Raw genomic sequence first — 15,721 nt, 5'->3', positions numbered from 1 at the left:
CCTGTTGCTCCTGTTGCTCCTGTTGCTCCTGTTGCTCCTGTTGCTCCTGTTGCTCCTGTTGCTCCTGTTGCTCCTGTTGCTCCTGTCGGACCTGTTACTCCTGTTGTTCCTGTTGTTCCTGTTGCTCCTGTTGTTCCTGTTGTTCCTGTTGTTCCTGTTACTCCTGTTACTCCTGTTGTTCCTGTGACTCCCGTCGGACCTGTTACTCCTGTTGCTCCTGTTGTTCCTGTTACTCCTGTTGTTCCTGTGACTCCTGTTGTTCCTGTTACTCCCGTTGGACCTGTTATTCCCGTTGGACCTGTTATTCCCGTTGGACCTGTTGCTCCCGTTGGACCTGTTGCTCCCGTTGGAATATAAATTGGCGGAAGAGCTGGAAAGGTAGGTCCAATATTTTCAGATCTTATCATACCTTTATTCAACGATAATTTGTCATTGCGGTTCAATTTAATACCTCATTCCACATTTCCGTTTACTTATTAACAAAATATAACATCTATCATTTTAGAAAAATTCTATAACTTTTTCATATTAAAATGACTTTTACATATAATAAACTTTTTACCGTTGCTATCACTAGTAGTATTAATATAATAAAATGATAGTTCCATTTCAAAATACTAAATCGGTTACGTTCTAATTTAAAAATGAGGTGATTTATATTCAGGATAAGAATAAAGAAATAAAAAAAGAACTATTATCAATGGCTCTTGAAATTATTCTTCCATACAGACTTACAGGTCCTACTGGGCCCACAGGTAATACCGGACCTACAGGTGTTACTGGACCCACAGGCGTTACTGGATCCACAGGTATTACTGGACCTACAGGCATTACTGGACCTACAGGCATTGCTGGACCTACAGGCGTTACTGGATCCACAGGTATTACTGGATCCACAGGTATTACTGGACCTACAGGCATTACTGGATCTACGGGTATTACTGGACCTACAGGCACTACTGGATCTACGGGTATTACTGGGCCTATTATCACAACAAACTCAATGTTCGCTAATAATACGTTAGGTGGTCCCATTTCAGTCATATTAGGTGGAACTAATATTCCACTTTCTAATAATCAAAGTCTAGGTAATTTTACAGTGAACGCTTCAAATGATATATTTACAATTCCTGTTACTGGGAGATATTATTTAACCTATCAAGTTAATACGACAACTGCACTACTTGCTGGTACAAGGCTACTATTAAACTCTTCAACTCCACTTCCCGGATCTATTTTTTCACCCGCAATATCAACTTCAAATTATAATAATAATTTAATAACCAATTTAATTACCGGTAATACAATTTCACTTCAACTATTCGGCGTATTATCCATAGTTAATTTAGTTGGAGGCGGTTCAACAGGTGCCTCTTTAACAATTATACGAATCGATTAAAAAATGATTCGTTCTTTTTATAATAATCATTCTGAAATTCTAAAATAGTAACTATTCTGTCAGTCCTAAAGCGAATATTTCAATAACCTCACGATAATAATAATGCAATAAAAAACACTTTGTACTATATTGACAGTAGAAATTATCTATACTAAATTTTCCGTATATACATTATCAATTTACACTTCTCCCTACAGATGTTACATTGAATAAGAAGACAGTTTCTCAAATGCGAACCATCTCAAAACGTATTTGAGAAATATACTCCAATCCTATACGCGAGAGCAATACTGTGTCGACACTCAAACGAGTGTCTTTTTTTTATAAATTTTAAAAATAAAACCATCTCTTATTGATGGTTTATCAACACACACTGCTTTATATTCTTGATGCCATAATAAGTTTATGTAGCTGGATAATAAATGGTCATACTTAACCGAGTTAGCGTACTTCCAAAATTATGATAAGAGTGCTGTCTATCTGCCTTAAAGCGAATTGAATCTCCGCTATTTAATTTATATTGACAATCATTTATTTCAATCGTCAATTCCCCTTCAAACACCGTTATAAATTCTTCTGTCCCTTCTTTATGACCTTCTGAACTTAATTTTCCTTCTGTTTCAATTTCAACGGTATAGATTTCAAAGTTCCTATCATCTTGAAAAGGAAAAGAAGGATACACTTTATATTTCCCACTGTCTTCTGATAATACTTGAACATCATTTCGTAACACAATTTTTGTATCCGGTTGCGGATTATTGATTAAAGAAGTAAAAGACACTTTCAAACCATTAGCAATTTTCCATATCGTTGTTAATGTTGGACTTGACTCTCCTCTTTCAATTTGTCCAATCATCGTTTTACTGACACCTGTTAATTGAGAGACCTTTTCTAAACTCATTTTCTCTTTTTCACGTATTGTTTTTAAATTTTTTGCTAAAATAAGTTGAATTTCTTCCATAAGAAACACCCCTACACTATATACAATATAACGACCATTATGTATAATAAAAAGTACACGTTATATTGTTCTTTTCGGTCATTATAACACACAAAATAAATAATTAGGGGGTTTTGAAATGCCTATATTTTCTTTTTTATTATTTGTTTTTATAAGTAGCTTCACACCCGGACCTAACAATTTTTTAGCTATGACATATGCCAATCAACACGGTTTAAAAAGGAGTATGCAATTTTGCTTTGGAGTAGCTTTCGGTTTTTTCATCCTCACTTCATTATGTAGCTTCTTTAATATTGTACTAATTAATATCCTACCTATAATCGAATTCCCTTTAAAAATTTTAGGTGTAGCATACATGCTATATTTAGCATTTAAAATACTCACTAGTAAAACTAGTACAGATCCAGATGAAAAACATAATAAAAACTTATTTACAGTCGGGATTTTTATTCAATTTGTTAACCCTAAAGGGATTCTCTTCGGGCTTACTGTAGTGTCAACTTTTATTCTCCCTTACTATAATTCGTATTCGAGTTTTCTATTTTTCTCATTATTTCTAGGAGTAGTCGGGTTAATGAGTACATTCAGTTGGAGTTTATTTGGTTCCATGTTCCAAAAACTTTTATTAAAGCATACTAAATCATTCAACTTCATTATGGCCGTTTTATTAATTTTTAGCGCTATTTCAATTGTAGTCAATTAAATTTAAATTCTTTTTAAAAGTATGTTTTATAAATATAGCTGCTATTCTTAATAAACCTCCCACTAACATGTAGCACTTATAAAGTTTTAAAGCGAGAGTCTCCTATATCTAATTATACTCATACGAGATAATATTATAAAAAGAGGATCACACATAATAAGTAATCCTCTTTTTACGTTCTATTTTTCAAAAAATATTCTGTTCTATTAAACTAAAACCTTTACTTAACTTCATACCACCAGCCTTTACGATCAAGATAATCCGTCATTCCTTTAAGTTGCGCAGCTGAAGTTGGTTCAGAGATAAAATATGTTAGACCATCAGATTGTAAAATGAAGTTAGCTGTCATTTTTAGTGACGTTAACGCTCCCATTACATCAGGTGTTTCATACGGCGAAAAAGCCCCTGATTGAATGATATTTTTTTGGGCTGGTGGAGTTGTCCCACCAGATTGCCCAGTTAATGCATAAACAATTGAATTAGCAATCTTATCTGGATTCCATTTTGCCATATCTGCTTCATTATCAATAAATCCAAGTTCAATTAAAATTGCGGGTGCTTTCGTATTCGATAACACATAAAGGTCTTTTCGTTCCTTCGCACCACGATTTGACCAGCCAATATCTTTTGAAAGTTGTGCCGCTATCTTAGCTGATAAAGCTTGTTGGTCATAGTACAAAACTTCAACACCATTCGCTTTCGTATCATATGAGTTTAAGTGAAATGAAACTACTAAATCTACATCATGTGAGTTTGTTTTTGATACAATATTATTTAAATTTTGTGCTTGCGTTGTCCCTACTTCATCGGTATCATCATAAACTGTATGCCCCAATGCTCTTAATTTAGCAACAACTGCATCCTTAACTTGGCGATCCATAATGTGTTCTTTCCGATTCCCATAATTTGCACCCTGTACAATACTATTGTGCCCTGCATGTAAACTATACCTAGCCATTGTTCCACATCCCTTTTTTACTACTATATTCAAAGCTCGTCTTATTGTCCGGTCAAATATCCTGTACATCTCCAGCAAATAAAATTTAGACGCTACTCTATTTTAAAGTTGCGGTTTTTACACATTTAAACTATTCATTTCAAAATCTTTTTATTATAATACAGAAAAATGCATTATAATATAAGTTACTGTTCTTTAGGAGGGGTTTAATGGCTGATAAATATAAATTTTTGATACTCATTGTTACAACATCTTTTTCTTTCTTTTCCTTAATAAAAGATTTCCGCAACACTTCAAAAAGTTTCTTTTGGGGAAGCTTTGCTATTTTAACGAGCTTTATATTATTATTAACTCACGCTTTAGAATTGACTCCAATACTTCTCTATTCAGCACAGATGGCTCTTGAGATTATTACAATTCCACGTAAATTAATTCTTCCATCTGGCACTGAAGCTGCTAGTTTTTGCTAACAATTCGCATATCTAAAAAATTTCAAGTCTATATTTCTAATTATCTTTATAAATATAAAAATGCGGTTTCTCCTTCCTAGAGAACCCGCATTTATTTTTTATGATGAGGTGAAATATATGAGAAACGGAATAACCGTCAGACAAAACCCAATAAATATGCCAGAACCAGTAGGAAACTATACACATATTACTAAAATCCCTAGAAATGCAGAGTTACTTGTGTCATCAGGACAGATCAGGATAAATCAGGACGGCCAATTCCCAGAAGGTATGAATGAACAAATCAATAGCACTTTAAAAAATATAAGCAAAGTCTTAGGAACTGAAGAATTAACTGCTGCGAACATTATAAAAGTGAATATATGGGCAACAGAAAAAATTGATTGGGAACACATGGATTTTGAATGGAAACAATTATTTAATACTGAATACCCAGCAATGACAATTGGATATATTTCAGAATTAAGATTACCAGAAATTAAAATAGAAATATGGGCAGCTAGACCATAATATAAATACACACTTCATTCCATTTAGAGAGCAGTTAGCTTTTGCTAGCTGTTTTTTATTTGTAACCCTGTTAGACAAGCTTTCATATAATATAGTCATTCCTTTCTTAAAAATTAAGCTCGTCACTTGAGTTGTGAAAATATGATTAAATCCTATAACCTTTTCAGAAATCATTCATATTTTATTTTTGAAAAAGTGCTTTGTTTTATAAAAAGGTGGTTGCGGAAACAACCGCCTTTTTGTTTATGAAAAAATTATTATTTTGTTGAGTTGTATTTACATGAATAAATTCACTATATTTACATATCCCCAAAATTTATCGCTGTAATTACATACTTTTTCTTTTAATCATGGTCCTTAAAATAATTTAGATTGTTATGAGTACACATTTTTTGTGTGCTTTTTTCATATCTCTATAAAATAACGCTTTTATTTCAAAGTTTTATTGTTATTAAATTATCTATTCTACTCCTCTTCTCTTGTTCATATGCCGAGTTGTTTATTCATAAATTAAAAATAATTGACATAACTGAATGGAGGCTAACTATGTATTTTGCAAATATTATTAAATACGGACGCGTTCCGCACTTTAACTCTAACTTCCCTTTGATTTTATTTTGGAGTCAGAAAAGTGGCTGTACTTCACTTGCACATTGGTTTTTTATCAAATAAATTTATTTAAACAAGCCATAAAATACGATTCCTTCATCCATAATTACGAAAATGAAATATACAAAAACTCCTCCGACTACTTTATTGAACTAGCTGCGGCTTTATATACAAACGGAAAAGATTCCTATAAATTAGTGAGAAACCCCTATACAAGAGCTGTAAGTTCATTCTTTTCACTAATTGCCCCTCCTCACATAGAAAACCCAGCATGGAATCCTATTCGGAGTTTTTATTATGGTAATGAATTTTGTAATAAGCCTATTTCATTTAAAATCTTTCTCTACTATTTACAAGCGCAAATGAACGATTTAGAACAAGTAGATCCACATTTAATGCAGCAATATGAACCAGATGAGGAGGCGTTTGTTACAAAGTATATCTACCTTGAAAATTTCTCTACTGAAATTGTACGCTTAGAACAAACATATCAGTTAAAAACTTCTCCTTTACACATACTAACCAAATCATGGCATCATCAGAAGGATAGGGCGATTTTTAGAGGTGATTTTGCAGATGCTGATATTACCGATCCTTTATTCCCACGCCTCCCAACATACGATAGTTTTTATAATCATGAAACTATCCAATTAGTACAGGATATTTTTAATAAAGATTTTAGCACGTACAATTACCCATTAACTCCTTTAAAAAACAAGTGATTTTCTAATTGTAGTTTCATATATTATAGAGAAACTTAAATTCACCTATTTAAGTTTCCTCATAAAACTCTCGTAGTAAGTTGGGACACTGGAAACAGTGTATTTTTTAATAAAATTCAAATTGTATTATTTATCAAGTTATTAAAACATATAAATGTAACATGAAATACTCATTAAGGTTATCTTCATTCGTTCTATTTGTTCCACTTCCGTTATATAATCAAAATTCAATTATTTTACTATTAAATACAGAAACTTCAATTCCCAAACGATTAGTCTCAATTGTTAAAAAAATCAATTTCATAATTCACATCATACTCATGCAACAATTTTTTCGGAACAATTTTACACCCTAAAATTACAAGTGAACGATTGAGGCATAAAGGTGTTTTCATAAGCTTACGCATGTTTTACCTTGGATACAAGAATACGCAGTTAAAACATTTAGTGAACAACTATTTGGATAATAATGTTTACAAACATAAAAATGCGGTTTCTCCGTTCTAGAGAAACCGCACCATATTAAAGGTTGTATTAAATTTTAAACTGACTCGTATACAGATCAAAGTAAAACCCTCTATCTTCCATAAGAGATTCGTGATTCCCTCTTTCAAAAATACTTCCATCTTTTATAACAAGGATTTGATCTGCTTTTTCAATCGTTTTCAGTCGATGAGCGATTACGAAACTTGTTCGACCTCTCATTAAATTGTTTAGTCCTTCTTGAATTTGTAATTCTGTTCTCGTATCAATATTTGATGTTGCTTCATCGAGAATTAATATATCTGCATCCGCTAAAATTGCTCTTGCAATCGCAAGAAGTTGTTTTTGACCTTGACTTAAATTCGATCCTTCTGAAGCAATTTTTGTTTCATATTGATTCGGTAAATGCTTTATAAAAGAATGTGCAGATGCTGCCTTAGCTGCATTGATTACCTCTTCGTCACTTGCATCTAGTCGACCATAACGGATGTTATCCATAATCGTCCCAGCAAATAAATACGTGTCTTGTAAAACTACCCCTATTTTACTTCGCAACGAATTCATATCATAATCTTTTATACTTTTTCCATCGATATGAATTTTCCCTTGCTGTATATCGTAAAAGCGAGTTAGCAAATTAATAATTGTTGTTTTACCCGATCCAGTGGGACCAACCAAAGCAATTGTCTCCCCTGGCTGCGCCTTTAGACTTACTTCTTTTAAAATCGTTTTATTTTCCTCATACCCAAATGAAACATTCTCAAGTGCAACATGCCCTTGTAAATTTTGTACAACGAACGCATCTTTTTTATTTTGAATTTCCGGTACTTCATCCATAATTTCAAAGACACGTTCTCCACCAGCAACTGCCGCTTGAATCGTGTTCATTAAAGTTGCGAATTGACTGAGTGGTCTTGAGAATTGACGGGAATAATTAATAAAAGCCGCAATGACACCTACTGTTGTCATTCCATTTAAAACCATAATTGATCCAGTCCCAATTACAAGTCCCATACCTAAATTATTAATAAAGTTCATACTCGGAAAAATAAAAGCTGAAAATGTATCTGCCTTCGTAGCTGAAATTCTTAGTTGTTCATTAATTTTATTGAAATTTTGTACAGTTTCTTTTTCTTTCCCGTATAACGTTGTAACATCTGCTCCTGTTATAGCTTCCTCGATAAAACCATTTAACTCTCCTAAATCTTTTTGACGCTTTGCAAAGTTTTTACCACTATAAGCAACTAGTTTTTTTGTAACGAAAAACATAATAGGCACTGTAATTAAAGTAACAATCGCTAATATCCAATCTAATGCGAACATCGCAATCGTCACACCTATAAATGTTAATGCAGATGAAATAATTTGCACCACACTTTGTGTCAACGCTTGATTCAAATTATCTATATCATTTGTCACACGACTCATTAAATCCCCTTGCGAGCGTACATCAAAGAACCGTAAAGAAAGTGTTTGGATTTTCTCAAAAATATCTTGTCGTATTTTTTGTATTGTTTTTAATGCAACGTTAACCATGACAAATGTTTGTAACCATGTTAACAATACTGTTACACCGTAAATTGCGATAAGTAACAAACACATTCTCGCCGTACCGCTTAAATCTTTCGGTACGATATATTGATCTATAATTACTCCCATTAAATACGGACCTAATAATCCAAGTAACGTCGTAACAAATACTAAAAATATAACGAACGTAAGAGCAGCCTTTTGGTACCCCATATAGTTCCATACTCTCATTACAGTTCCTTTCGTATTTTTAGCTTTACCCATCTTAGGCGCGTTACGCCCACCTTTATTAGCAAATTGCCCTTGAAAATTACGCATGTTCTTCCCCACCTTTTTTATGTAAATTACCACCTTGGGAAAGATAAATTTCTTGATATACCTCACATTGTTCTAACAATTCTTCATGTGTACCATCACCAACTAATTCACCGTTATCTAAAACGAGAATTTTATCAGCATCTATTATAGATGAGATTTTAGAGGCGATTAATAATGTTGTTGTTCCTTTATATTCTGTTCTTAATGCCGCTTGAATGTTAGATTCTGATTTCGCATCAACTGCTGATGTAGAATCATCTAATATAAGAATGGATGGCTTTCTCACAAGTGCTCTTGCAATGGATACACGTTGTTTTTGTCCACCTGATAAATTCGTCGCACCCTGTGTTAAATGATATTGATATGAATCTTCCAGCTTGTTAATAAATTCAGTCGCACAAGCTGATGAAGCCGCTACTTCAAGTTCGTCATTCGATGCATCTTCTTTACCATAACGTAAGTTCTCTTCTATACTACCTGAAAACAACAATGCCTTTTGAGGTACAAACCCGATGGAAGCACGAAGTTTTTGTAAGTCATACGTCTTAACATTTATTCCATCAATGCATATTTCTCCTTGATCAACATCGTATAAACGCGGTAAAAGTTTTGCTAAAGTAGATTTACCACTTCCTGTAGAACCGATAATCCCTACTTTTTCACCTTTACATATGTTAAATGAAATATCTTTTAAAACATATTCATTATTTTTCGTGTAACTATAACTCACACTTTTAAAGGCAATTTGTCCCTCGATTTGCTGAGGTGCAACCGCATTTGTTTCGGTCGTAATATCAACCTCAGTATTTAAAACTTGCTGCACACGATCCGCAGATGGAAACGCTCGTGCGATTTGCATAAATACCATACTTATAGACATAAGTGACATTAAAATAATATTCAAATAGTTTATAAACGCTAAAATAGCTCCTACTTGAAGAGTTCCATCAAATACTTTTTCTCCACCAATCCATAATGTTGCGACAATCCCGCCGCTTACAACTAACATAATGATTGGCATCATTATAGAAATAAGCTGCACCGCTCGAATATTTATCTTCGTTAAATTTGTATTCACTTTTCCAAACTGAGTGATTTCATATTTTTGTCTTACATACGCTTTAATAACACGTACTCCAGATAAATTTTCTTGTAACTTTGTATTCACTTTATCTAATGCTTCTTGCACTTTTTTGAACGTCCCGCTCGCTTTACTTGCAATGAATATAATTGCAAGTAATAAAATTGGAACAACTACGAGTAATATAGGAAATAACTCGCGTGCTGTTACAAAAACAATTATTATACTTCCGATAAATAACAAAGGACCACGAACAAGAACACGTAATGTCATCGTCATCGTCATCGCTGCTTGAATAGAAGTAATATCATTTGTCACAATCGTTAATAACTTTCCAGTTCCGAACGAATCACGATTTTCGCTAGAAAATGTTTCTATTTTCGCAAACACATCTTTTCGTATGTCAGTAGCGAAATTAACAGCTGCTTTTGTAGAATACATCATACACCCAAGTCCTCCAACTAAACCGAGTGCTGCTGCTCCTATCATAAGAAGCCCCATTTTTATTACATAATTCAAATCCCGATTTGCTATCCCAACATCAATAATATGTTGCATAATAGTCGGTTGAATTAAGTCCATCGCAACCTCAAGCACCATAAATAGAGGTCCAATTATAGCGAAGAACATGTATGGTTTTAAATACTGTAATAACTTACGAAATGATTTCATACATAATCTCCTTTTCCCATGAAATTACCACTGAATAATTCATATCCCTCCTTATTTAAGCGATGTATTTTGTAATTTCTTTCTTATTCCTATTATATTATGTAAATTAATATTTAACATTATTAAATGATACGCATTAATGACTTCTCGGTCAATAAATGTGCTTTATATTACGCAATTAGAAAAACCGTATTCTCAAATTGAAAGAATACGGTTTTCATCTATATAAGTTACACTGCAAAATTTATTCTCAAATTCATTTTTTCAGGTGGACTTCACATATATAAACCTATTTAAACAGTATTTATACTTATATACTCCCCATCAAAAATATCTATATAAACAATTAGAACTCTGTTAATACTGGGAATTTATAACCTTTAAAATCTAACTCTTTATTACTTCGCACCATTAAATACTTACTAGACTGTAATTCTGTAAACTGTACATCCTCAATCCCTAATTGATCTGGAGAGAAATAAAATTCGATTTCTGTAAATCTTTCAGAAATTCCCTCGCAAATTTCATCTAAAACTGGAATTACTGGTGCAAACACTCCATATAATTTCAACTTTTCATTATCTACTTCATACACAATTAGAGCATCTAGTTTCTCTGAATAATACAATTTCTCATTCCATTCTGAGTCATACATATTCAAATAAAACGAAGGATGGAAGTTTAATGTTGAAAAATTATTTGAAAGTCTTTGACTACTATCAATAGTTTCATGTATTAACTTTCTATCCTCTTCCATAAAATAATCTAACTTTCTAAGTAAGGAATCATTATTCTTCTTTTTATCATATGTAATAGTCATCAAATACTCCTGCACAACTTTAAACCCAAATGATGCATATAGTTCAGGTTTTTCCGTAAACAATAAAGTACATTCACATTTCTTATCGATTTCTTCTATCATTTTACTCATTAATAGTGTCATGAGTCCTTCTCTACGAAAATTAGGATGTGTCATTACCGATTGAATTCCCGCTGCATTTATTCTTTCACCATTTACTAGCAATGGTAACGAAAATGCCGCAACATTTGCAATCGCTTTATCGTCATGTAAAAATGATAAAGCTTTGTATGTATCATCCCAATAACCTCTCTCCGAAAAATCATTCAATGTTTGAATTGTAATCCCAAACACTTCTTCAAATAAAGGAAATAACTGCTCTCTTTTCGGTTCTTCTAAAAGAAGTTTTTCAAATAACGAATCATTAGCAGTGTATCGATTACCACAATTATTACGTACTTACAAACAGGAAAATCCGAAAGTAAATATCGTACTGGAAACAAATACAAACGAACATGCAATGAATAAGCTACGTGAAGGAGAAACAGATGTTATTTTCATAATTAGAGAAAGTATGGAACATAATGATTTTATTACGCGTACTTTTTGTAATGAATCATTTGGATGGATTTTGCCTCCCCAATACTCTACGCACTCTAATCCATTTTGTTTATTAAAGGATACCCAGTTTATCTTTACAGAGCAAAGCTGTGGCTATAGACCCATGGTAGATCATTTTTTACGTCAAAGCGGGAATATTCCAGCTAAAACATTTGAAACTTCCAACGTTGAAGTCATTAAACAATCTGTGATGTGTGAATTAGGAATTTCAATTCTTCCTTACATCGTTGTACAAGAAAGTTGTGAAAAAGAGCAACTCTGTTTTCAGCCCATCGAAACGCCAGCAGTTATTCAAAGCCATGTAATCTATCATAAATCTAGATGGATTTCACCCGTTTTACAATCGTTTCTTTCCTTACTAGAGAAAAACTAAAAAGTGCACAAAAAAAGAGTAATTGCCTAAAAAGCAATTACTCTCCTCCAATATTATCTTATTTATTATTCTGTCCCCCACCTGCAATTAATTTACTGCCTGAATACGTACCTTTTTGCATAAACAATTGATTGATTAATTCTTTTTGTTCCGCTTCTGACAGTACTCCTTTCCCTTCGCCTAAATTCCCGCTTTGTAATTTCCAAATCTTATTGTGATCCGCGTCCATCTTTTCATATTTCCCTTGTTTCCATCTCTCTAAAATGTCTGCATATGTATTTCCTTGTACTAGATCATTACTCTTTACAATATCAAGTAAACTTTCAATACGTTCTTGTGTGATAAAAATATAACCCCACTTTTGATCAGCTTTCGTTTTTTGATGTGCCATTTCATGTAAAGCTGTCTGTATGTTCTCATCTGTCCACTTGAAATTTTTATTAAAGCCGCTATTTGGTAATGAATGATTGCCATTTTCTAAAAGCTTTGCATCTTCAGCTTTTACATTACTATCAGCTAGTACCTCTGCTGCTGGAGCAGCTGGTGATGCCTTTTTCGCAGCTGGTTTACTATTATTCAGATAATACAGCATACCATATGTTACACCTACTCCAATTACCGCCATACCAGCTATTATACCTATTATTTTAAATAGTGTTTTCATCTTGCTTGTTTCCTCCCGCATATCCCATTTCGTATTTTCTATTTCCTGAAACACATATATATTTCCTTATATTATATTTCTTTCCAACACTAATTGAAAGATTATTCTGTTAAAATACCTCATCTTTTTTTAATACAAATCTACCTCTAAGCATTTCATTTTAAATTTATAAAAATATATGCTAGCGTACATATAAAGGAGATGCATAAATATGAGTTTATTGTATAGTGGTTTAACTTTTTTAAACTTTGATGATACATATTCATTACAAAATAAACTTCATTCTTATTCACATGAAGATATTGATTTTAGTCATTTAGAGCACTCAAATCTGTATTGCGAGACTCCTTCTTTAATGCGAATACAACGGTAGAAAGCAAAAAGGAATCACTTTTATCGGTTCTGGAAATTATCATTTTGTATCTTATTTACTACTAAAAGAAATAGCTGAGCCATTTACCCTTATTTTATTTGATCATCACACTGACATGAACTTAAAAGAAGCAAATGAACATACTCCTATTTCTTGCGGGTCATGGGTATCATTCGCTCTTCAAAATAACCCCAAATTAAAGAAAGTAATTATGATTGGACCTTCTTCTTTAACAATACATTTTAATGATTATTCATGCGTAGAGGTGTTCCCTATAGATACGTCAAATGAAGTATCTACTCATACAATACTTTCGCATATTCATACAAACACTATATATGTAAGCGTTGATAAAGATGTTTTAGATTCAAAAGTAACTATTACAAATTGGGATCAAGGACCTATGAAACTCTATACACTTTTAAAATATATTCACGCTCTTATTAGAGATAAAAATGTCTATGGTATTGATATTTGCGGTGAACTACTGGTTTATCCTTCTCAACTCTTTCTAGCTAAATACACAAATGCCATTAAGAAAAATGAAGAAGCAAACTTACAAATTTTAAAATCAATTTATAATACATAAAAAAACAACGAGCACCTTATAAGGCACTCGTTGTTTTTATGCACGTTGTTCTTTTAACCACTTCGTAACCGCATCTAACCTCGAAATATCAAAACGGCTCTCTTCAGACACATTTAAATTGTTTAAAGTTTTCACAATTGTTAATTTATTCGATTTTACACTTTTCGCATCAACCATTTTGCAATACCCGTCTGTAACCGCATTTAAATTTTCATAATAACGTTGAAACGATTTTGATATTTGTAAATGTTTTTCAAAGTTCCTTCTTCTTTTTGTCTCGTCAGATTCTTTCCGTTTTCTAAGTTCTTCATCATTCGTATATAAATAAAAATATTGATCAGGAAAACCAATTTCCCTATGTATCAGCTTTTCTTTATAAAAGTTTTCTATTAAAGATAACGGCTGATTAAATACATCAAAATGGAAACACCAATTATAACTAAGTGGCTGATAAATATCACCATCAAGTATTACTAATTCATACTGCTTTGACTTCTGCACAGCTATTTTCCAGCGCTCTACTTGTTTTTCAAAATACCAGGTTGTATGCTCATTTTTTGGTCTTTCAAATAAAAAATTCACTTCAGGTATAATATAAGCACCATGATTTCTTTCTAACTCACGACACGTGCTGCTTTTACCAACCGCGCTCGCTCCCTCAAACGCTATAATCCCCATTGTTTCTCCCACTTTCATTAACTTACATCTCTTTGCTTCGCTTTTTTCCCCCATAACTGTCTCCCTAAAACAATTGAAGCGATGGAAAGCATGATTGTTGTTATGATACTCCCCTCAATTCCGAACGACCCTCCATGAAGGAATTCCGATCCGCTTGTTACAGGTTTAAAAAGTGGTGTAGAATACATCGTCATTCCACTTACTGCAAAACCATAAATATTAAACTGTGCCCAATTCCACAACGAATGCCACGCGCATATCCCCCAAAGACTACTGTCCTTCAAAACATAAAAAGCTGCAAATACACCAACTAATATTATATTCGAAATTGAAAGAATTGTAATACCTGGATTTAGTAAATGAAGAAAACCAAATAAAAAAGAAGTTACAAAAATCCCAATCCAAATACGGCTTCTAACAGAAAGGACTGGAAATAACCAACCTCGAACAACGATTTCTTCTGTTGCACCTTGTATTAAAAAAGCAACTAAAGACCCCACAATTCCAAATATAGCGGTTGGTGTAATTTGTTGCATTTGTAGTTGTACATTTCCTGTTAATAAAAGTAGCATGACTGGTATTGAAATGAAAACAAAACCTATTAATGCACCTTTCAAATATTTTCTTATCCATTGATTTCTCCAAAAGCCAATAGATGCAATTGATCTTTTTTCTACAAATCTAATCCATAAAAAAACAAAAAATATAGCACCGCCAAACGTCAATACCATCTCAATATCGCTATAAATTGCCTTCATTAAAAGTGTTTCTGCTTTCGGTAAAAACAACATAAATAACATGAACAATTCACCTAAAGTTAAAAATACAATTGCAAGTATAACAGCGAATATTGGATGAACTTTTTTTCTTCCTTCTTTGGCTGCTTCAATTATTTTAAATTGCAATATTCTCGCCTCCTTAACAAATACATCAACACTATTCTTATACTATATATCGTTTTCCTAACACAAATTTCCAATAAAAATGTTCAATGTTTAGCATAAACCCCAATTTGGAATAATATATAAATAAAAGAGATGACTTTGTGCGTTTTACTATTATCACCAAGATTATTCACTGGTATTACCAGCACTTGCTATTTCCCACCATTTGTTATAAGATAGTAATTAAGGTCAATTTAACACTATATTTTCTTTGCATATTATCAAGTATCAATCTGGAACATTTTGTACTCCTTATGGGTTTTT

At 32.7% G+C, this 15,721-nt stretch carries 12 protein-coding genes and 4 pseudogenes; 7 read left to right on the top strand and 9 right to left on the bottom strand.

Annotation, left to right across the window (positions count from 1 at the left end; translation table 11 throughout):
- Window positions 1-443 (bottom strand): exosporium leader peptide-containing protein (locus tag PDL00_RS09675; protein ID WP_270728790.1); only part of this gene is annotated, 443 nt, incomplete at its 3' end.
- Window positions 444-649: 206 nt separating this feature from the next.
- Here PDL00_RS09675 and PDL00_RS09670 point away from each other — a divergent pair.
- Window positions 650-1,399, top strand: coding sequence for a BclA C-terminal domain-containing protein (locus PDL00_RS09670; protein ID WP_270728788.1), 750 nt, complete (start codon window positions 650-652; stop codon window positions 1,397-1,399).
- Window positions 1,400-1,802: 403 nt separating this feature from the next.
- Here the strand turns inward: PDL00_RS09670 and PDL00_RS09665 are convergent, their stop codons facing one another.
- Window positions 1,803-2,360, bottom strand: a complete 558-nt coding sequence (locus tag PDL00_RS09665) for a helix-turn-helix domain-containing protein (RefSeq protein ID WP_270728787.1) — start codon at window positions 2,358-2,360, stop codon at window positions 1,803-1,805.
- 118 nt (window positions 2,361-2,478) lie between these two features.
- Between PDL00_RS09665 and PDL00_RS09660 the strand changes: the two genes are divergently transcribed.
- Window positions 2,479-3,063, top strand: a complete 585-nt coding sequence (locus PDL00_RS09660; protein ID WP_242252898.1) for a LysE family transporter — start codon at window positions 2,479-2,481, stop codon at window positions 3,061-3,063.
- Window positions 3,064-3,283: 220 nt separating this feature from the next.
- Here the strand turns inward: PDL00_RS09660 and PDL00_RS09655 are convergent, their stop codons facing one another.
- Entirely contained in the window at window positions 3,284-4,021 is a 738-nt protein-coding gene (locus PDL00_RS09655) for an N-acetylmuramoyl-L-alanine amidase (RefSeq protein ID WP_242252907.1), read from the bottom strand.
- A gap of 209 nt (window positions 4,022-4,230) precedes the next feature.
- Between PDL00_RS09655 and PDL00_RS09650 the strand changes: the two genes are divergently transcribed.
- From PDL00_RS09650 to PDL00_RS09640, 3 genes and pseudogenes are all read left to right on the top strand, one after another.
- Window positions 4,231-4,491 (top strand): hypothetical protein, encoded by a 261-nt coding sequence (locus tag PDL00_RS09650; RefSeq protein WP_270728784.1) that lies wholly within the window; start codon window positions 4,231-4,233, stop codon window positions 4,489-4,491.
- A gap of 117 nt (window positions 4,492-4,608) precedes the next feature.
- On the top strand, window positions 4,609-5,001 hold the full coding sequence (locus PDL00_RS09645) for a RidA family protein (protein WP_242252911.1): 393 nt from the start codon (window positions 4,609-4,611) through the stop codon (window positions 4,999-5,001).
- A 546-nt stretch (window positions 5,002-5,547) separates the two neighbouring features.
- Window positions 5,548-6,332 (top strand): annotated as a pseudogene (locus PDL00_RS09640) (sulfotransferase family 2 domain-containing protein).
- A gap of 534 nt (window positions 6,333-6,866) precedes the next feature.
- On the opposite strand, the gene PDL00_RS09635 reads toward PDL00_RS09640, so the two are convergent.
- The 3 genes and pseudogenes from PDL00_RS09635 to PDL00_RS09625 form a co-directional block, all read right to left on the bottom strand.
- Complete coding sequence (locus PDL00_RS09635; protein WP_270728783.1) at window positions 6,867-8,663, bottom strand: ABC transporter ATP-binding protein; 1,797 nt, start codon at window positions 8,661-8,663, stop codon at window positions 6,867-6,869.
- A complete protein-coding gene (locus PDL00_RS09630) occupies window positions 8,656-10,416 on the bottom strand; it encodes an ABC transporter ATP-binding protein (RefSeq protein WP_270728782.1) in 1,761 nt (586 codons plus the stop codon). Before PDL00_RS09630 ends, PDL00_RS09635 begins: the two co-directional genes overlap by 8 nt.
- 346 nt (window positions 10,417-10,762) lie before the next feature.
- Window positions 10,763-11,629: pseudogene (locus tag PDL00_RS09625) on the bottom strand (GNAT family N-acetyltransferase); the annotation flags it as partial.
- Here PDL00_RS09625 and PDL00_RS09620 point away from each other — a divergent pair.
- Window positions 11,619-12,209, top strand: a pseudogene (locus PDL00_RS09620) (LysR family transcriptional regulator substrate-binding protein); the annotation flags it as partial. The pseudogenes PDL00_RS09625 and PDL00_RS09620 overlap by 11 nt on opposite strands.
- A gap of 58 nt (window positions 12,210-12,267) precedes the next feature.
- On the opposite strand, the gene PDL00_RS09615 reads toward PDL00_RS09620, so the two are convergent.
- The gene (locus PDL00_RS09615) at window positions 12,268-12,873 is read right to left on the bottom strand and encodes a PRK06770 family protein (RefSeq protein WP_073518292.1); all 606 of its coding nucleotides are present in this window, start codon (window positions 12,871-12,873) and stop codon (window positions 12,268-12,270) included.
- 211 nt (window positions 12,874-13,084) lie between these two features.
- On the opposite strand from PDL00_RS09615, the pseudogene PDL00_RS09610 reads away from it, so the two are divergent.
- Window positions 13,085-13,835: pseudogene (locus PDL00_RS09610) on the top strand (arginase family protein).
- A gap of 36 nt (window positions 13,836-13,871) precedes the next feature.
- Here PDL00_RS09610 and PDL00_RS09605 read toward each other — a convergent pair.
- Window positions 13,872-14,513, bottom strand: a complete 642-nt coding sequence (locus PDL00_RS09605) for an AAA family ATPase (protein WP_242252949.1) — start codon at window positions 14,511-14,513, stop codon at window positions 13,872-13,874.
- A 17-nt stretch (window positions 14,514-14,530) separates the two neighbouring features.
- Window positions 14,531-15,418, bottom strand: coding sequence for a CPBP family intramembrane glutamic endopeptidase (locus tag PDL00_RS09600; protein ID WP_270728781.1), 888 nt, complete (start codon window positions 15,416-15,418; stop codon window positions 14,531-14,533).
- Window positions 15,419-15,721: the final 303 nt, after the last annotated feature.

The sequence above is a fragment of the Bacillus cereus group sp. TH152-1LC genome, assembly GCF_027710505.1.
In the GTDB taxonomy this organism is placed as follows: domain Bacteria; phylum Bacillota; class Bacilli; order Bacillales; family Bacillaceae_G; genus Bacillus_A; species Bacillus_A mobilis.
Note: the sequence above shows the minus strand (reverse complement) of the source record. Positions and strands in the feature narration are given on the sequence as shown.